Origin of the sequence: uncultured Parvibaculum sp., from assembly GCF_963975745.1 — a bacterium.
Classification (GTDB): domain Bacteria; phylum Pseudomonadota; class Alphaproteobacteria; order Parvibaculales; family Parvibaculaceae; genus Parvibaculum.
The window spans coordinates 90,530-107,930 of record NZ_CAXBIB010000011.1 but is presented as its reverse complement, the minus strand read 5'-3'; the positions used below and the strand labels follow the sequence as shown (position 1 = coordinate 107,930).

Annotated in this window: 17 protein-coding genes, 2 tRNA genes and 1 riboswitch; of the genes, 6 read left to right on the top strand and 13 right to left on the bottom strand. The window is 64.4% G+C overall.

Translation table 11 applies throughout. The features are described 5' to 3' along the window. The first annotated feature begins 28 nt into the window (after positions 1 to 28). Positions 29 to 946: a J domain-containing protein gene (locus AAC071_RS10590; protein ID WP_339832347.1), complete on the top strand. Its 918-nt coding sequence runs from the start codon at positions 29 to 31 to the stop codon at positions 944 to 946. Then, complete coding sequence (locus tag AAC071_RS10585; RefSeq protein ID WP_339832346.1) at positions 943 to 1,272, top strand: hypothetical protein; 330 nt, start codon at positions 943 to 945, stop codon at positions 1,270 to 1,272. The genes AAC071_RS10590 and AAC071_RS10585 overlap by 4 nt, the downstream gene beginning before the upstream one ends. 36 nt (positions 1,273 to 1,308) lie before the next feature. Here AAC071_RS10585 and AAC071_RS10580 read toward each other — a convergent pair whose 3' ends face one another. Both AAC071_RS10580 and AAC071_RS10575 read right to left on the bottom strand, forming a co-directional pair. After that, positions 1,309 to 1,815, bottom strand: coding sequence for a hypothetical protein (locus tag AAC071_RS10580; RefSeq protein WP_339832345.1), 507 nt, complete (start codon positions 1,813 to 1,815; stop codon positions 1,309 to 1,311). 27 nt (positions 1,816 to 1,842) lie between these two features. Then, positions 1,843 to 3,300: an amidase gene (locus AAC071_RS10575; protein ID WP_339832344.1), complete on the bottom strand. Its 1,458-nt coding sequence runs from the start codon at positions 3,298 to 3,300 to the stop codon at positions 1,843 to 1,845. A gap of 302 nt (positions 3,301 to 3,602) precedes the next feature. Here AAC071_RS10575 and AAC071_RS10570 point away from each other — a divergent pair, with 302 nt between their 5' ends. Continuing rightward, on the top strand, positions 3,603 to 5,243 hold the full coding sequence (locus AAC071_RS10570) for a 3-(methylthio)propionyl-CoA ligase (protein WP_339832341.1): 1,641 nt from the start codon (positions 3,603 to 3,605) through the stop codon (positions 5,241 to 5,243). Between the two features lie 62 nt (positions 5,244 to 5,305). Beyond that, entirely contained in the window at positions 5,306 to 6,064 is a 759-nt protein-coding gene (locus AAC071_RS10565; RefSeq protein ID WP_339832339.1) for a DUF1499 domain-containing protein, read from the top strand. On the opposite strand, the gene AAC071_RS10560 is transcribed toward AAC071_RS10565, so the two are convergent. The 7 genes from AAC071_RS10560 to AAC071_RS10530 form a co-directional block, all read right to left on the bottom strand. Continuing rightward, positions 6,049 to 6,960, bottom strand: coding sequence for an MBL fold metallo-hydrolase (locus AAC071_RS10560; RefSeq protein ID WP_339832337.1), 912 nt, complete (start codon positions 6,958 to 6,960; stop codon positions 6,049 to 6,051). The two genes, AAC071_RS10565 and AAC071_RS10560, sit on opposite strands and share 16 nt — an antisense overlap. Positions 6,961 to 7,010: 50 nt before the next feature. Continuing rightward, entirely contained in the window at positions 7,011 to 7,547 is a 537-nt protein-coding gene (locus tag AAC071_RS10555) for a MarR family winged helix-turn-helix transcriptional regulator (RefSeq protein ID WP_339832336.1), read from the bottom strand. A 134-nt stretch (positions 7,548 to 7,681) separates the two neighbouring features. After that, positions 7,682 to 7,903: a hypothetical protein gene (locus AAC071_RS10550; protein WP_339832335.1), complete on the bottom strand. Its 222-nt coding sequence runs from the start codon at positions 7,901 to 7,903 to the stop codon at positions 7,682 to 7,684. Between the two features lie 181 nt (positions 7,904 to 8,084). Then, entirely contained in the window at positions 8,085 to 9,635 is a 1,551-nt protein-coding gene (locus tag AAC071_RS10545) for an acyl-CoA synthetase (RefSeq protein WP_339832333.1), read from the bottom strand. An 86-nt stretch (positions 9,636 to 9,721) separates the two neighbouring features. After that, positions 9,722 to 10,957 carry an aspartate aminotransferase family protein gene (locus tag AAC071_RS10540; protein ID WP_339832331.1) on the bottom strand — a complete coding sequence of 412 codons (1,236 nt, stop codon included), beginning with the start codon at positions 10,955 to 10,957 and terminating at the stop codon, positions 9,722 to 9,724. Between the two features lie 55 nt (positions 10,958 to 11,012). After that, positions 11,013 to 11,471 carry a DUF2946 family protein gene (locus tag AAC071_RS10535; RefSeq protein ID WP_339832329.1) on the bottom strand — a complete coding sequence of 153 codons (459 nt, stop codon included), beginning with the start codon at positions 11,469 to 11,471 and terminating at the stop codon, positions 11,013 to 11,015. 34 nt (positions 11,472 to 11,505) lie between these two features. Then, entirely contained in the window at positions 11,506 to 12,312 is an 807-nt protein-coding gene (locus AAC071_RS10530; RefSeq protein WP_339832327.1) for an enoyl-CoA hydratase-related protein, read from the bottom strand. A 109-nt stretch (positions 12,313 to 12,421) separates the two neighbouring features. Between AAC071_RS10530 and AAC071_RS10525 the strand changes: the two genes are divergently transcribed. Then, positions 12,422 to 13,270, top strand: coding sequence for an enoyl-CoA hydratase (locus AAC071_RS10525; protein WP_339832325.1), 849 nt, complete (start codon positions 12,422 to 12,424; stop codon positions 13,268 to 13,270). 62 nt (positions 13,271 to 13,332) lie between these two features. On the opposite strand, the gene AAC071_RS10520 is transcribed toward AAC071_RS10525, so the two are convergent. The 3 genes from AAC071_RS10520 to AAC071_RS10510 form a co-directional block, all read right to left on the bottom strand. Next, complete coding sequence (locus tag AAC071_RS10520) at positions 13,333 to 15,321, bottom strand: TonB-dependent receptor (protein WP_339832323.1); 1,989 nt, start codon at positions 15,319 to 15,321, stop codon at positions 13,333 to 13,335. 136 nt (positions 15,322 to 15,457) lie between these two features. Beyond that, a riboswitch (cobalamin riboswitch) is annotated at positions 15,458 to 15,699 on the bottom strand. 44 nt (positions 15,700 to 15,743) lie between these two features. Then, on the bottom strand, positions 15,744 to 16,379 hold the full coding sequence (locus tag AAC071_RS10515) for a glutathione S-transferase (protein WP_339832321.1): 636 nt from the start codon (positions 16,377 to 16,379) through the stop codon (positions 15,744 to 15,746). 131 nt (positions 16,380 to 16,510) lie between these two features. Further along, a tRNA-Pro gene (locus AAC071_RS10510) sits at positions 16,511 to 16,587 on the bottom strand. 158 nt (positions 16,588 to 16,745) lie between these two features. On the opposite strand from AAC071_RS10510, the gene AAC071_RS10505 reads away from it, so the two are divergent. After that, a tRNA-Gln gene (locus AAC071_RS10505) sits at positions 16,746 to 16,820 on the top strand. 78 nt (positions 16,821 to 16,898) lie between these two features. On the opposite strand, the gene AAC071_RS10500 is transcribed toward AAC071_RS10505, so the two are convergent. Then, positions 16,899 to 17,333, bottom strand: coding sequence for a hypothetical protein (locus AAC071_RS10500; protein ID WP_339832318.1), 435 nt, complete (start codon positions 17,331 to 17,333; stop codon positions 16,899 to 16,901). Positions 17,334 to 17,401: the final 68 nt, after the last annotated feature.

Sequence of the window (17,401 nt, the reverse complement as noted above, 5' to 3'; positions counted from 1 at the left end):
GTGGTGGCGCACAGACAGGACCTGCCGCATGAAAGACCCCTATGAGACCCTTGGCGTGTCGCGCACCGCGACCGACAAGGAGATCGGCGACGCCTTCAAGAAGCTTGCGCGCAAGTTTCATCCCGACCTGCATCCGGGCGACAAGGCGGCCGAGGCGAAATTCAAGGAGGTGTCGGCCGCCAACGATCTGCTGAAGGACAAGGAAAAGCGGCGCCGCTTCGATGCGGGCGAGATCGACGCCAGCGGCGCCGAGCGCCCCGCGCAGCATTTCTATCGCGACTTTGCCGATGGGCCGGCCCATGGCGCGCATGCGGCGCAGGACGGCTTTGCCAGCAACGAGGAGCTGGAGGAATTTCTCGCCCGCGCCTTTGGCGGCGCTGGCGGGCGCCGCACGGAGGGCTTCCGCGCGCGCGGCCAGGATGTCAGCTATGTGCTGCCGGTCGGCTTTCTGGAGGCCGTCAACGGCGCGACGCGCACCATCACGCTGCCCGAGGGCCGGACGCTGCAGGTGACGATCCCGGAGGGCGCCGAGGACCGGCAGATGTTGCGGCTGAAGGGGCAGGGCATGCCGGGTTTCGGCGGCGGCCCGGCCGGCGATGCCTATGTCGAACTGCGTGTCGAGCCGCATCGCTTCTTCCGCCGCAAGGACAACAACATCCATGTCGATATGCCGGTCACGCTGAAAGAGGCGGTGCTGGGCGCGCGGATCGAGGTGCCGACGATCGGCGGCACGGTGACGATGACGGTGCCGAAGGGATCGAACAGTGGCACGACGCTGCGGCTGCGCGAAAAGGGCGTCAAGGACCGCAAGACGGGTCAGCGCGGCCATCAACTGGTGACGCTGCGGGTCGTGCTGCCGGAGGGCGAGGAGCCGGAACTCGCGGCCTTCCTGGAGAACTGGCAGCCCAGGGCGGCGCAGGATCCGCGCAAGGAGATGCTGTCATGACCGGGCTCGAGGATCTGGTGGCGGCGATCGAGGCGCTGCAGCGCCGCGACCTCGATGCATGGATCGCGGAAGAACTGGTGGTGCCCGAGCTTCAGGCCGGAACCCCGGTCTTCTCGGAGATGGAATGCGCGCGGGTGCGCCTGATCTGCACGCTGCATTACGAACTCGAGATCGACGCGGCGACGCTGCCGGTGGTGCTGTCGCTGCTCGACCAGCTCTACGACACGCGCCAGCAGCTGCTGTCGCTGACCGCGGCGATCAGGGCGCAGGACGAAACCGTCCAGGCGGCGATCATGGCGGCGCTGCGGCCGGAGGGCGAGGGGTAGGGATTGGGAGGTGTCAAAGGGGAGACTGTGCGGGCTTTAGCCTTTGAGCTTTCTAGTTTGGGAGGTGAGGTCCTTCCACTCTGACATCCCATCAAGTGAATCCCTCAATTTTGAGTTTGCAGCTTGAAGCGTCGCGGTTCGACGTCGTTCCTCCGCTAGTTCATCATTTAGTCGATGGATAGTTTGTTCGCTTCGTTCTTTTTGGGAAACGGCAGATTTGATCTGCTTCTGAAGCTCATCTCGGCTTGACTGCGTCTTCCTTAGCTTTTCTTCCAGTTTTTTGTTTTTCTTCCACTGAAAAAACTGTCCATCTTTCAACTTCTCGTGCATCTCATCGAACTCAGCGAGGATTGAACATTTCAACGCAGTAAGACGTTCATGAATTTCGGTTTTTAGCTTCAGAGTATCTTGTTCAAGACGCGCCAGATCGGCTCGCGACGTTTCAGCGGAGAGCCAACCTAAAATTCGGTCCATGCCACCTGCAAAGTGCTCCCTTTCAGCACGTAGCTTCTCGATATCTTCGTTCATTGACGGAAAGCCCATCAAACCCTCCTTCTGACTAATCAGCCTTCACCACCCCTTCGGCGGTTTGAACCCACCGAGGATTTCCTCGAACATGCCGGCCACCGCAATCGTCGTGCGGTCTTCGAGATGCGGGCCGATGATCTGGATGCCGACGGGCTTGCCTTCCGAGGTGAGGCCGACCGGCGCGACCGAGGCCGGCAGGTAGGAGACGACGGCGGGTCCCGCCCAGATCAGCACATCCATGTAGTGCCGCTGGATGCCGTTCACATCGAGAACGCGCTTGTGCCAGTTCGACTGGTGATCGTGCTCGAAGGCAGGGCGCATCAGCACCGGCGCCAGTACCACATCATATGATTTGAAGAAGTCCTGCCATTTGCGGCGCAACTGCGCCTGGCGTTCCTTCCAGACCAGTTGTTCGGCAACATTCATCGTGCCGCCGATCGCCTGCAGCACCTGATGGCTCCTGTCGTCCGGCGCGGCGTTCCGGCGGATCTCGGCCCAGCGCGCCCGCACGCTGTCGGGCATGCCGGCGCCGGTCTGCGAATGCAGCAGCACCAGATAGGTCTCGGTGATCTCGGCCAGCGTGAAATCGGGCCGGGCCTGCCAGTCGAGATGGGCACCGGCCGCTTCGAGTGCCCTGGCGGCATCGGTCAGCAGCGCGGCGCTTTCGCGGTCGATGTCGCAGAAGGAATCCTCGATCCAGACCGCGACGCGCAGATCGCGCGGGCGTGCGGCACGGGCCGGCGGCAGGTCGAGCTTCCAGCCGGCGGCATCGGCCCAGCCCGGACCGGCCGCGATGTCGAGCAGCAGGCCGAGGTCTTCGGCCGACCGGGCCAGCGGACCGGCGACCGAAAGATCGCTCTCATGAAGATTGCCGGGCGCCGGTCCGAGATGGCCGCGCTTCGGCACGATGCCATAGCTCGGCTTGTGGCCGAAGACGCCGCAGAGATGGGCCGGGGTGCGGATCGAGCCGCCGATATCGGAGCCGAACTCGGCCGCGGTGAAGCCGGCCGCCAGCGCGGCCGCCGAGCCGCCCGACGAACCGCCGGGACCGCAATCGAGCGCGTAGGGGTTGTTGGTGGTGCCGTAGATCTCGTTGAAGCTCTGCAAATCGCCCGAAAGATAGGGCACGTTGGTCTTGCCGAAAACGATGGCGCCGGCGCGCTGCAGCCGTTCGATGGCGGTGGCGCTTCTTGCCGGCACATGATCCTTCCAGACCGGATTGCCGCCGGTGGAGGTGAGGCCAGCGACCTCGTAAGCATCCTTGATGGTGAAGGGCAGGCCGTGCAGCGGCCCCTGGAGTTCGCCACGCGCCAGCGCCGCGTCGGCCGCCTTCGCGGCCTTGCGCGCGCCATCGAAATCCCGCGCGACGACCGCATTGATCTTCGGATCGTGCTTTTCGATCCAGGCGATGAAGTGATCGGTCAGCTCCGCCGAACCGATCTCGCGGCGGCGGATCATCCGCGAAAGATCGCTGGCCGAGCGGAAATGAAGATCGGTCATCGATAAAGCCCCCTGAAATCCTGTTGTTTTGTTGTCCCATTAGAAGGGGCGGGGCGGCCGGAAAGCAAGGCAAACGCCACGGCGGGCCGTTGTGAGGCCGCCGAAAGGCCCCCGGCGCCCGTTGTCCCGCCCGGCCGGGCGGAACGGGCACCGGATTTTTGTTTTGCGTCGCGTTTTCTTGCGGCGAACCGGTTCCCACTTCGCCGGAAAACGCTCTAGACTGCCCGCCAAACAGGCCCCGAACGGGGCCATGCCGGGCTTGCCCCGGCGGGGACGCCACAGAGGACGAGAGGGACCGATCGATGAAGGGTTTGATGCAGGACTGGCCGCTGCGCGTGTCGACGATTATCGACCACGCGGCACGCTTTCACGGCGATCGCGAGATCGTGACGCGCTCGGTCGAGGGACCGATCACGCGCACCACCTACAAGGACGTACATCTGCGCGCCCGCAAGACGGCGCAGGCGCTGACCAGGCTCGGCGTGAAAGAGGGCGACGTCGTTGCCACCATGGCCTGGAACACGGCCCGCCATCTCGAAGCCTGGTACGGCATCATGGGCATGGGCGCGGTCTGCCACACGCTCAATCCGCGCCTTTTCGCCGAACAGCTCGTCTACATCATCAATCACGCCGAGGACAAGATCATCTTCCTCGACCTGACCTTTGTGCCGATCCTTGAAGGCATTGCCGCAGAGCTGCCGAAGGTGAAGGCCTATGTGATCATGACCGACAAGGCGCATATGCCGCAGACCAAGCTTGCGAACGCGCTCTGCTTCGAGGAAATCGTGGAAGCCGAAGACGGCAATTTCAAATGGGCCGAAGTCGATGAGAACGCCGCCTGCGGTCTCTGCTACACCTCGGGCACGACCGGCAACCCGAAGGGCGTGCTCTATTCGCACCGCTCCAACGTGATCCATTCGATGGCCGCCAATATGGGCGATGCGCTGGGCATGAAATGCGCCGATGCGATCCTGCCCGTGGTGCCGATGTTCCACGCCAATGCCTGGGGCATCGCCTTTGCGGCGCCGGCCGTCGGCGCCAAGATCGTGATGCCCGGCGCCAACATGGATGGCGAGAGCATTTATGAACTGCTCGACAAGGAGCAGGTGACGGTGACGGCGGCGGTGCCGACCGTCTGGCTGATGCTGCTGCAATATCTCGAAAAGACCGGCGCCAAGCTGCCGGTGCTCGACCGCGTCGTCATCGGCGGCTCTGCCGCGCCGCGTTCGATGATCGAGATCTTCGAGAAGAATTACGACGTCAAGGTGTTCCATGCCTGGGGCATGACCGAAATGTCGCCGATGGGGACGCTTGGCGCCTTGAAGGCCGGCATGGCGGAACTGCCGCTCGACAAGCAGATCGACGTCAAGGTCAAGCAGGGCCGCGCCATCTACACGGTCGAAATGAAGATCACCGACGACGACGGCAACGAACTGCCGTCGGACGGCAAGGCCTTCGGTCATCTGATGGTGCGCGGCCCGGCGATTGCCGGCGCGTACCTCAAGGGCGAGGGCGGCAACATTCTCGACAAGGATGGCTGGTTCGACACCGGCGACGTCGCGACCATCGATCCGCAGGGTTACATGCAGATCACCGACCGCGCCAAGGACGTCATCAAGTCGGGCGGCGAATGGATTTCCTCGATCGAGATCGAGAATCTCGCCGTCGGCCATCCCAAGGTCACGGAAGCCGCCGTCATCGGCATTGCGCATCCGAAATGGGACGAGCGTCCGCTGCTGATCGTGGTGCCGAAGGAAGGCGAGAAGCCGAGCAAGGAAGAAATCCTGCGCTACATGGAAGGCAAGATCGCCAAATGGTGGATGCCCGACGATGTGGCTTTCGTCAGCGAGATTCCGCATACCGCGACCGGCAAGATCCAGAAGCTGGCACTGCGCGAACAGTTCAAGGACTACAAGCTGCCGACGGCAACCGCCGCCGAGTAAGACCGGCGACAAGACGGGCGGGTCCATGAGTACCCGCCCGAAATTTTCAGGGGGACGAAATCATGGGCAGGCAGCCATCGCGTCTGGCGAAATGGGGTTTGTGGATCGCGGTTGCGGCGCTTGTCGTGCTGGCGGTCTGCGTCATCGGCAATCGCACCGAGCTCATTCATTTCGGCATTGCCGTGCGCGGCCTGGCACTGGCCGCCGCGCTGGGTCTTGTCGGCGTCGTCGTTTCGGCGGCGGGCATCATCCGCACCATGACGTCGAACCGCAGCGGCGCGCGCCTTGCCATTGCCGGCCTTGTTCTCGGCCTGCTGGTCGCCGCGCCGGTGGTGCAGGCGATCCTTGCCGGGTCGCAGGTGCCGGGCATCCATGACATCACGACCGATCTCGACAATCCGCCGTCATTCGATGCGGTGGTCGCGCTGCGCGGCGAAGGCAGCAATCCGCTCGACCGCGCCGCGCCGGAAGACCTCGCCGCGTTGCAGGCACAGGCCTATCCCGATATCACCACGATCATGCTGGCCGAACAGCCGGGCCGGGTCTTCGAGGCCGCGGTCGAAACGGCGCGCGATCTCGGCTGGGCCATCGTCGCAATGAACCCCGAGACAGGCCTGATCGAGGCGACGGCGACGACGCGGGTGATGAACTTCCGGGACGATGTCGCGATCCGCGTCACCGAACGCGGTGACGGTGCGGCGGTCGACATCCGGTCGGTCTCGCGCGTCGGCATCAGCGATCTCGGCGCCAATGCCAACCGCATCCGCACCTTCCGCGACGCGTTGAAAAAGGAGCTGGCGGCAGGTCAGGCGAGCCGGTAGGTCGCCCCAAGCGTCGGCTTGCCCTCGGTCGTGACGACGCCGCGCTCGACCAGATATTCGATATGGGCGAGCATCGAGCGCGCCGCAGCCGGGTAGAGCCGCTTGTCGACCGCGGCATAGACGACCGGCACCATGTCGGCAATCCGCGTGCGGCCGGCGGCGAGCTGCTTCAATATCTGCTGCTCGCGTTCCTCGCGATGGGCGATGAAGGCGCGCACGAAGGGCTTCGGGTCGCGGATCGCCGGCCCATGTGTCGGCCAGTAGATCTCGTCGTCACGGGTCAGCAGCAGCTTCAGCGATTCCATGTAGCGCTTCATGTTGCCGTCGGGCGGGTTGACAATGCTGGTCGACCAGCCCATCACATGGTCGCCGGTGAAGAGCGCCTTCTCCTCACGCAGCGCGAAACACATATGGTTCGAGGTGTGGCCCGGCGTGTAGACGCATTCGACGCTCCAGCCCTCGCCTTCGAGAATGTCGCCATGCCGGATTTCGACATCCGGCCTGAACGCCATGTCGCCGTCTTCCTCGACCTTCACATCGTCGGCGCCGGCGCCTTCCATGCCCGCGCCATGCGGTCCGAAGGCATAGGTCGGCGCGCCGGTCAGCGATTTCAGCGGCTTTGCGGCCGGCGAATGGTCGGAATGGGTGTGGGTGATCAGGATGTGGGAGACGGTTTCGCCCTCGAGCGCGGCCAGCAGCGCCTCGACATGCGGCATCAGCAGCGGACCCGGATCGACCACCGCGACCTCGCCATGGCCGATGATATAGGTGCCGGTGCCTTTGAAGGTGAAGGCCGAGGGATTGTCGGCGACGACGCGGCGGATCAGCGGCGAGACCTCGTCGCAGGCGCCGTATTCGAAGCTGATGTCGCGGACGTAAGGAATCTCGACGGCCATGTGCATACTCCCGGTTGCGGGCGGGAGAATGGACCGTCCGGCGCCGCGCTTCAACCCAGCGGACCGTCGCGGCCGCGGCGCCCGTTGCCCTTGCCCTGTGCCAGACGCGACAGGTTGGCGCGCATCCGCACCATCATCTCGATGAAGTCCTGGCGTTCGCTCTCGCTGAAGCCTGAAAAGGCCGCGTCGAGAATCTCGTCGCCCGCGTCCCACATCTGGTCGAGCAGCGGCTGCGCCTTGCCGGTCAGGAATAGCTGCTGGGCGCGCCGGTCGCGCGGATCGGGCCGGCGCTCGACCAGGCCGAGTGCGGCGAGCTTGTCGACCAGCCGCGCGACGGTGATCGGCTGCACTTCGAGCAGATCGGCCAGCCCCACCTGGTTGAGCCCCTGATGGCGCGAGAGATGGGCCAGCGCCCCCCATTGCGCCTGGGTCAGGCCGCTGACGCGCTCGGTGAAGGCGACCCGCATCAGCCGCGAATTGTCGCGCAGCAGGAAGCCGGTGGCGCGTTCGGGGTTCTGGTCGGAAGCGGTGCCGGCCGCCGGCTGACGCGCGGCTTCGGCGGCAAGGTCGATTTTCACTCCGGGCATGGCGATACCCTGCATGGCTGTCTAAGGGCCTGACTTCTAATAAGCATTGCTTATCATATCGGTCCGGCTTGACGCCGCGCAAGGGCCGCCTCTGGCCGCCGGGCACCCGGGAAGCCCGGGCGCCCGGCGTGGGGTCAGTAGAGGCCGGCGATATAGACGATCAGACTGGCCGAATAGACCCAGAGCAGCGTGTAGCCGGCCGCGGCCAGTGCGTCCGAAAGATTGAATTCGGCGCGTGTGCGGGCGGCCTGGGCCTTGAGGGCACGGGCGAGGCGGCCGGCGCGGGCGGCGAGGCCCGGGGCCAGCGGGCGGGCTTCGGGGGCGAGGGGGGAGACGGGGTGCTGCGCGGTGGACATGGGACGTGCCTCTCACTGGGGGTTGCGAGAGCCCGGCCCGGCCGTTTCCGTGGACAGGGCGCCTGATACGGCGCCGCTTTCTGTTGCAACCAGGATATGTTGCAATGCACAAACTGACAAGATGTCAGATATGAATTTTCGTTGAACGGCCGCCGCTGTTGCGGTGCCGCAACAGCGCCGCTCAGATCTGCCGGCCGGCCTTCTCCCAATAGGGCTCGCGCAGCTTGCGCTTGAAGATCTTGCCGGAATCCTCGCGCGGCAGGTCGGTCCTGAACTCGACCAGACGCGGCACCTTGTAGCCGGCGATGCGTTCGCGCAGAAAGGTCCTCACATCGGCCTCCGTGAGCGCGGCACCCGGCTGCGGCTGCACCACGGCGCAGAGCGCCTCGCCGAACTCGTCGTCCGGAATGCCGAAGACCGCGCAGTCGCCGACACCCGGCATCTTGTGCAACTCGGCCTCGATCTCGGCCGGGTAGATGTTGACGCCGCCCGAAATCACCATGTCCTTGGCGCGGTCGCAGAGATAGAGAAAGCCGTCCTGGTCGAGATAGCCGACATCGCCCAGCGAGATCAGGCCGGCCTTTTCGGCGCGGCGCCGCTTCTCGTCGTCGCCGTGATAGGTGAAGTCGGGAATGGTCGATGTGCGGCAGACGACCTCGCCGGTGGCGCCCTGCGAGAGCTCGGCGCCATTCTCGTCGATCACCATGACCTTTGCGCCCTCGACCGCCTTGCCGACCGTGCCGGGATGGGCGAGATATTCCTCCGAATTGCAGAACACGACCGCGCCGGTTTCGGTGCCGCCGTAATATTCGTTGATGACCGGACCCCACCATTCGATCATCGCCTGCTTGACATGGACCGGGCAGGGCGCCGCCGCATGCACGACGAAGCGCAGTGAGGAGAGATCGTATTTCTTCTTCACGTCGTCCGGCAGCTTCAGCAGCCGCACGAACATGGTCGGCACCATGTGCAGATGCGTGACCTTGTGGCGTTCGATCATCTGCAGCAGTTCCTCCGGATCGAAACGCGGCTCGAGGATGACATTGGCGCCGACGCGAAAGGCATAGAGCCCGTAGGCATTGGGTGCCGAGTGATACATCGGCCCGGTGACGACGGTCACCATCTCCTGCGGTTCGCCATAGGCGGCGTTGAAGCCCATCACCTGGCCGATGATGGCGCCCCAGGCCACCGCCTGCTCGGCCGTCGGCGGCGCCCGGCGCACGCCTTTGGGATGGCCGGTCGTGCCCGAGGTGTAGATCATCGAGCCGGGCGGCTCGGCGGGGCCGGCCGCGACGGGCTCGAACTGCTCGAGCCAGCGGCTCCAGTCCTCGGTGCCGGCCGGCAGCGCGGCGGCTTCCGCCGATATGCCGTAGGCGGACATGATCTCGGGCGGTGTCGCGACGAGGAAGACGGGCACGTCCTTCGGGATTGCCCTTTCGATGCCGCGATAGAGATCGGCATGGATGACGATCGCCTTGGCGCCCGAATTCTCGAAGATGTAGCGCGCCTCGTCGGGCGAATTGTGCCAGTTGACCGGCGTCGAATAGGCGCCGACCAGACCGGCCGCGACCGAGGCCTCGAAAAAGGGAAAGTCGTTCCGGAGATAGACCGCGACGACATCGCCCGGGCCGATGCCGAGACTGCGGAAGCCGCCCGCCGCCTTCGCCGCCCGCAGCGCCAGCGCCGCATGATCCACCACGCGCGCGCCCGACCGCACCACCGCTTCGCCCATCGTCGCCTCCCCGGATGACATTCTTGTTGGCCGAAGTGTAGCAGCGCCCGCGGCCTTGTCATCGGGCGGCGACAGCTGACGCAGCGTCAGCTGTAGCGTGCCTCGCGCTTCTTGCCTTCGTTCCCGGCCTTCACCTCGCCCAGCGCCCATTCGAGATCGGTGAGATAGGTGCCGGTCACCTGCGCGTGGAAGGGCGAGAGCATCAGATGCAGGCCCTTGGGCTCGGTGGTGAGGCTCGTAAACCAGCCGCGCTCGAACAGCTTGCCCCAGACGGCGAAGGGGTCGACCTCATCATGCGTGAAGGCGATCAGGCCAAGCTGCGGCCGGCCGAGCACGCGGAAGCCGAGTTTCGCGATGCCGGTCTCGATCGCTTCGCGGGCATCGGTGACCTGCCGGTGCTTGGCGCGGTAGCCTTCGACGCCGAGAAAGTTCATCACCGCCCAGGCCGCCGCGATGGCGCCGCCGGGGCGTGTGCCGGCCAGTGTCGGCGTCACCATGCGTCCGCCCGGCCAGTCGGCGCAGTCGAAGATCATGTGCGCGCGCAAGGCTTCCGAGCGGAAGAGCACCGTCGAGGCGCCCTTGGCGCAATAGCCGTATTTGTGCAGGTCGGCCGACATCGAATGCACGGCTGGAACCTCGAAATCGAAAGGCGGAATGTCGCCGCCGTTCATGCGCACGAAAGGCGCGATATAGCCGCCGACACAGGCATCGACATGAAGCCAGAGACCCTTGCGCGCCGCCATCTCGCCAAGCGCCACGATCGGATCGATCAACCCGTAGGGAAAGCAGGGCGCCGAGCCGACCAGCATGATGGTGTTGGCGTCGGCCGCCTGTTCCATGGCCGCGACATCGGCCACCAGATCGGCGCAAGGGACGCGCCGCATCTCGATCTCCATCATCTTCGCCGCCTTGTCGAAAGCGGGATGCGCCGACCAGGGCGCGACGATATTGCAGCGGCCGGTGACGCCTTTTTCCTTCCGCGCATGGTCGCGGGCGGTCTTGACCGCCATGGTGATCGAATCCGTGCCGCCCGAGGTGATGTTGCCGGCCGCCCCCTCCGGCGCATGGAGGAGCGCAAGGCCCATGCCGACGACCTCGTCCTCCATCTGCTTCAGGCTGGGAAAGGCCATCGGTCCAAGCCCGTTCTCGGACATGAACATCGTATAGGCTTCCTTCTGGACCTCCGCGACGTCCGGCCCGGCATTGAAGACGTAGACGGCGGTCTTGCCGTCTCGCCATTTGACGTCGCCCTGCGCGCGCTCCGTCATTTCGGCTTTCAGTGCCGCCCAGTCCGTACCCTTTTCCGGCATTGTCGTGCCCATCCGTCTTCTCCCCTCGGTTGAAGGGGGAAGACTAGCAGATCGCGACGGGCGGGCATCAACGATGTGCGTCGCCGGAGGCCGCTGGAGGTGCACGCGGCTGAGCGGACATTGGAACGATTGCTGCAACAAGATAGGCAACCGGCACGGCGATCATGGGCGGCGCCCAGCCTGATGCGGCATGGGCAAATGTTGAAGCGAGCATGGCCCCGCAATGATGCAGGCAGGAACCGGAGTCGTGCGATGTGCCGGCCGGGACCGGCTCGACCGGATTGCCGTCGGCGTCGAGATAGATCGTCCTGTTCTCGCCGCCGGTGCAGATGACCGTCTCGAAGAGTGCCTGCGTGGCCGGCCCGGCCATCTGCAGGACGGTCGGCAGCGCGATGTGGAGCAGCAGCGCAAACACCGCCAAGGCACGAGCGACGGTCAGCCCCGCCGTCCGTCCCGAAGTGTGGTCATCATATTTGCCAATCGCCCCCATCGAAAAAACATAGTGGCAATCGCGCAGACGCGCCATGCTTGCTGACCGAACATCTTGTCGCAGAGCGAGATTATCTGCCCGTGAATTTCGGCATCCGCTTGTCGAAAAAGGCTTTCACGCCTTCCCGCACATCGGCGCTCGGGTTGGCGATCATCACCGACAGGGCTGCATCGCCCAGCGATTGTTCGAGGGTCATGCCCTGGCCGCGCATCATCATCGACTTGGAGAGCCGGACGGCAAGCGGCGCCCGCAGGGCAAGCTCGCGGGCAAGCTCCATGACACGGGCTTCGAGCTCGGCAGCGGGCACAACTTCGGTGACGAGACCGAGATCCTCGGCCTCGCCGGCACTGTAGACTTCCGCCAGCATGGTCATCTTGAGGGCGAGATCGAGCCCCATGAAGCGCGGGAAGAGCCAGGCGCCGCCTTCGTCCGGCAGCAACCCGAAGCGGCCTGACGTGTCGCCGAGCTTGGCCGTGTCCGCGGCGATCCTGAGATCGCAGGAGAGCGCCAGCGTCAGTCCGCCGGCAACCGCCGGCCCGTTGACCATGGCGATGGTCGGTTTGTCGAGACGCGACAGGGCGAGGATGACGCGGTGCATGCCGTCGCGCATTTCGCGGCCATGCGAAAGCTGCGAGGACATCAATTCGGCATGATGTTCGTCGGCGCCGCTGATGTCGCCGCCCGAACAGAAGCCGCGCCCGGCGCCGGTCAGGATCAGGCAACGCAGTTCGTCGTCGCGCAGATAGATATCGATCGCCTCGACAAGCTCCTCGCAGAGCCGCGTCGTATAGGCGTTCATCTGGGCCGGCCGGTTGAGCGTCACCCGCGCGATATGCGGCTCGGGCGTTTCGAAGAGAATCTCGCTGAATTCAGCCATCCGGTTTCCTCCCGCTGCGCATCTCGAAAACCCGGCGCGCTTCGGCCTATACTGGCCCAAACCGCATTGCCATGAAAGACAAACGCCGAAATCGAGGGAGGAAATAATAATGAGTGGCTACGAAGATCTGACATACGAGGTGAAGGATCGCGTCGCGCTAATGACGCTGAACCGTCCGGACAAGCTCAACGCCTGGACGGCGGCGATGGAGAAAAGCCTGAAACGCGCCATGGCCGAAGCCGTCGCCGATGACGAGGTGCGCGTCATCGTGATCACGGGGGCGGGCCGCGGCTTCTGCGCCGGCGCCGACATGAACCTGTTGCAGTCGATCAAGCCCGGCAAGTGGGAAGACCGTGAACTGGCAAGTGCCGCGCGCGAGGAGAGTTTCGATTTCGCCAGCGGCCTCGGGCCCGATGTCAGTGCGCATTATGGCGGCCGCTTCGGCTATCTGATGCAGGTGAAGAAGCCGATCATCGCCGCCATCAACGGCCCGGCCGCCGGCCTCGGCCTCGTCGTCGCGCTTTATGCCGACATGCGCTTTGCCGGCTCGGAGGCGAAATTCACCACTGCTTTCGCCAGCCGCGGGCTGATCGCCGAGCATGGCGTGTCGTGGCTCTTGCCGCATCTGGTTGGTCCCGCCCGCGCGCTTGATTTGCTGATGTCGGCGCGCAAGGTCTCTGCCGCGGAGGCCGCCGAAATGGGCCTCGTCAACAAGACCTTCCCGCAGGAAAACTTCATGGCGAACGTCATGGATTACGCAAGGATGCTGGCGACGACCGTTTCGCCGCGCTCGATGGCCGTGATGAAGGCACAAATCTGGAAGGCGCTGTTCCAGAACTTCAACGACGCGCTCGCGGTCGGCGACAGCGAAATGCAGAAGAGCTTTTCGAGCGAGGACTTCAAGGAAGGCGTTGCCCATTTCGTCGAGAAGCGCACCGCGAATTTCACCGGGCGTTGAGAGACATTGCAGAATGAGAAAGGCGCGGGATAAATCCCGCGCCTTTCGTGTTTGCGCGCCGTTCAGAACGAGAAGGCGATGCCCGCAAGCGCCTCGACGCCGGGCGCTTCGAGGCCGTGCGCCGGTTCGTAGGTCTTGTCGAGCAGGTTGTTGATCCGCGCGGTCAACTGCACGCTCTCCGTCAGCTGGTGCGAGGCCGCGAAATTCACGACGGTGTAGGGCGCCTGATAGACATAAAAGCCGAAACCGTCGCGCGGAATGTCGCGGTCCGGATCGACCCACTGGATATTGGTCGAAAAGACGGTGCTGTCCCAGGGTCGCCAGCTCGCCGTCAGGCCTATCTCGTGGCGCGGACGGCGCGTCAGAGCGCCGACGACGGCGGCGGTATTGGTGTCGAGCGACATCCATGTGTAGTCGATGCGTGCCGTCAACCGCTCTGTCGGATTGACTTCAATGAAGCTCTCAAGGCCTTTGACATCGAAACGCTGGAGATTGGCGGCGGTGGAATCGCCGGTGAGCGGGTCGAAGACGATTTCGATGGCGTCCTTGACGCTGTTTTCGAACCAGGTCGCGCCGGCACGCGCCTTTCCGCCGGCAAATCCCTGCTCGATGCCCACTTCCCAGCCGCGGCTCTTCTCCGGCTTGAGGTTGGGATTGCCGGTATATTGTCCAGCGGGGAAGCCGAGAAAGGCGCTGAACTCGCTGCCGAAACGCTGATAGAGCGACGGCGTCTTGAAGCCGGTGCCGTAGCTCGCGGTGAGGCGCGTGTCCGTCTCCGGATGGTAGTAGCCCGGCGCGATTGTGTACGAGGTGTGGTTCTTCAAGTCATCCGGCATGTCGTGATGCAGGCTGAGCGTGGCAAAGAAGCGCTCGCCGAACGTCATGTGATCGGCGGCATAAACCGCGAAGGCGTCGGCGTCGGCATCCGACGCCGATGTGACGACAAAACCGCCGAAGTCGCGCAATCCGTTCGACGAATACTCGTCGCGCGTATAGCTGCCGCCGAAGGTCAGCAGGTGCTGCGGATGGATGTCGAGTGCATTTTCGAAGCGCGTCTGCAATGTCCGGCCCTCGTATTCGACATCGGCGAGGTAGATCGAACCGCCGGGGTCCGGGTTGTCGGCGAGATCGGACTTGTACTGCGTGACACCGACCGAGAGCCGTGGGCGCCATTGACCGCCGAGAAACCGGCCGGAGATTTCGCCCGAGGACTGCAGGCGCCTCGACTTGTAGGTGCTGTCGAAGTTCTGGAACACCGGCACAAAGCCCGCCGTCGCGCCGTCATCGTCGATGTCGGTGTCGGAATCCGTGTACTGGACAAAGGCGGCGGCATTGAGACGTTCGTTGAGCTTCACGCCGATGCGGCCGGAGGCGGAAACGACCTCGTTGCCGTCCTTCTCCTTGCCGCGCGCGTCACGAAGACGGGCCGGCGTGACATCGGAGCCGTTGGTTGCTTCGCGCGAGAGCGAGAGGAAATAGTCGACATTTCCCGCCACGCCGCCGGTATTCGCATGCGTATTGAGCGTGCCGAGCGTTCCGCCCTCGACCCTCAGTGTCGTCACAGGCGTTTCGCTGCCTGTCTTCGTGATGATGTTGACGACGCCGCCCATCGCCTGGCTGCCGTAAAGCGCCGATTGCGGTCCGCGCACCACTTCAATCCGCTCCACATTGCCGAGCGGAATATTGGCAAGATTGGCCGCGCCGCCCGGCGAGGCGGGGTCATTGACCGGCAGGCCGTTGACCATCACCAGCGTCTGATTGGAACTGGCGCCGCGCGTGAAGATCGATGTTTGCGAGCCGCGCGCGCCTGACTGCACCACATGCAGGCCTGGAACGGATTTCAATGCGTCGGCAACGTCGCGATATTGAAATGTCTCGATATCTTCGGCCGTGACGATGGTGAAGGAACTGGCGACCTGTTTGGTCGGCAACGGCTCGACGCCGGTCGTGACCAGCACTTCGGGTGCGACGGGTGTGTTGTCGGCCTGCGCGGCGACCGCGAAAACGGGTAGCAGGAGAGCGGCAATTGCCGCCCGGCTTGCATTTTTCATTTGAATGGATGCCCTGTCTCTGGCGCGGCCAACCCCGGCCGCATGGCGCCGGGAGAAGGGGAAAGACAGGAAACGGAAAGGCCCGGACGAGAACGAATGCGGGCGTAACCGTCCCGCTGGCGCACCCCGGCCCTCGGCAGATGACGAACCCGGTGGCAGGTCTCCTGGCTCGCGGGTCGTCGGCCTCGTTCCGTCTTCCCGGCCGTCACTCCCGAAAGAGCACTGCGCCAGTGACATAAGTGGAACGCGGCCTCGCCGCTTACAGTTGCGGGGGCAGCCAGGGCATCGGCTTCGCTCGAAGCCTCACCCTGTTCCCTCTTGCCTCCTTGCATCCGTTCCGAGGAACGAATGCGCGGAACCATCGAGTGCCCGCATCATAGGCCGCGCGCGGCCCGTGTCAAACTGACGGTTTCAGGATTGGACTATGCCTTGGCGCTGGGCCGTGCCGACACGGCGGCATGCCAGCGCAGAAGGTCGGCATGGTCCGGCCTCGGCTCCTGCTTCACCCATTTGGCGAAATCGACGCAGACCAGTGCGGTGATGTCGGCAAAGGAATAGCGGTCGATGGCGATGAATTCGCGGCCTTTCAGTCGCTCGTTCAGCATGTCGAAAAAGCGCGCCAGACGCAGAGCGCCTCGCGCGGCGAGTTCGGGAATCTGCGGCAGGTCGACCGGACCGGGCAGCGCGCGATTGACCATGCCCTTGGATGTATTGCGCAGCACTTCGGCAATCGGCATGAAGCCGTCGAACTCGATCCGCGCATTCCAGCTGAACACAAGCCCCTTTTCCTCCGGCGTCGTGCCGAACAAGGGCGGCTCCGGCTTGACCGCCTCGGCCCATGCCGCAATTCCGATATTCTCGGTGAGGATGGTGCCGTCATCGAGCTTGAGTGCCGGCACGGTGCATGCCGGATTGATCTGCCGATACGCGTCGCCGAGTTGTTCGGCCTTCATCAGATCGACCTGGACGGTTTCGTGATCGATGCCCTTCTCGGCCAGCAGGATGCGGGCGCGGCGCGGACTCGGCGCGGCAGTGAAATCATAGAGAACGGCAGCCATATCGGTTCCTCGTATTCGCAATAGGGCAGGCCGTCGCATCGGCGCTGCGGCGAATGATACAGGGGATGTCCGGATTTGGAACCGTCAGGGCTCCACCGTCTCTCGACGATCGGCGGCGGTCTTCTTCGCATTGGTCGGAGTGGCAGGATTCGAACCTGCGACCCCCTCGTCCCGAACGAGGTGCGCTACCAGACTGCGCCACACTCCGTGTCCCATGCGAGGCGGCGTTATAGCCGCCAAAACCGGGCCCCGCAAGGGAGATTCCCGGCCGCGTCCCGTGCCGGCCCGGCCGGTTGCGGGGACCCGCCGATGCCGGTATGTTCCGCCACATTTCGCGAGGCCACCCATCAGGCTTCCGGAGCCTGCTGGGGCGTAGCCAAGTGGTAAGGCAGCGGATTTTGATTCCGCCATTCGGAGGTTCGAGTCCTCCCGCCCCAGCCAGAAAACCTGGTCCGCGCGACCCGATTCCAACCAGTCAGCCCAGCCTGTGCCGAACGCGCGATGCGGGCGCCCCGAAACTCAGAGCCGGACGACGGCACCGAGCAGCATGCTGACATGTCCTTCACCCCAGAGTGGCAGCAGGAGACGTGCATAGGCGGCCGATCGGAAATAACTCGGTTTGCCGCTTTCGACCGTTACGCTGGCCTGACTCCGGAAAAAATCGAGCGGCGCCTTTACGTCGACTTCGTCGGCGAAGCGTCCGTTGACGTCCCTGCCATATTGCGCAGCGATCTCCTTGCCGACCATTTCGAAACGGAAGCGCTCCGGCTTGGCGAAGGCGGTCACGAGCATCAGCCGGTCCGCAAGAGCGGGCAGATCCGAGAGCTTGACGTCATCCCAATAGGGCATGTCGCTCGCCTGGCCCCTTATCAGCTTCCGCCAATAGGCATGGACTTCGGCAAGGTCGGATTCGAGTGCTTCGGGAACGGTATAGGGAATCGTTGGGTTGGTCATGATCTTCCCGTGACTGGCCGGACCGCAGTCCGGCACCGGACGAAGCCTCACCGTACCGCGCCGGGTTT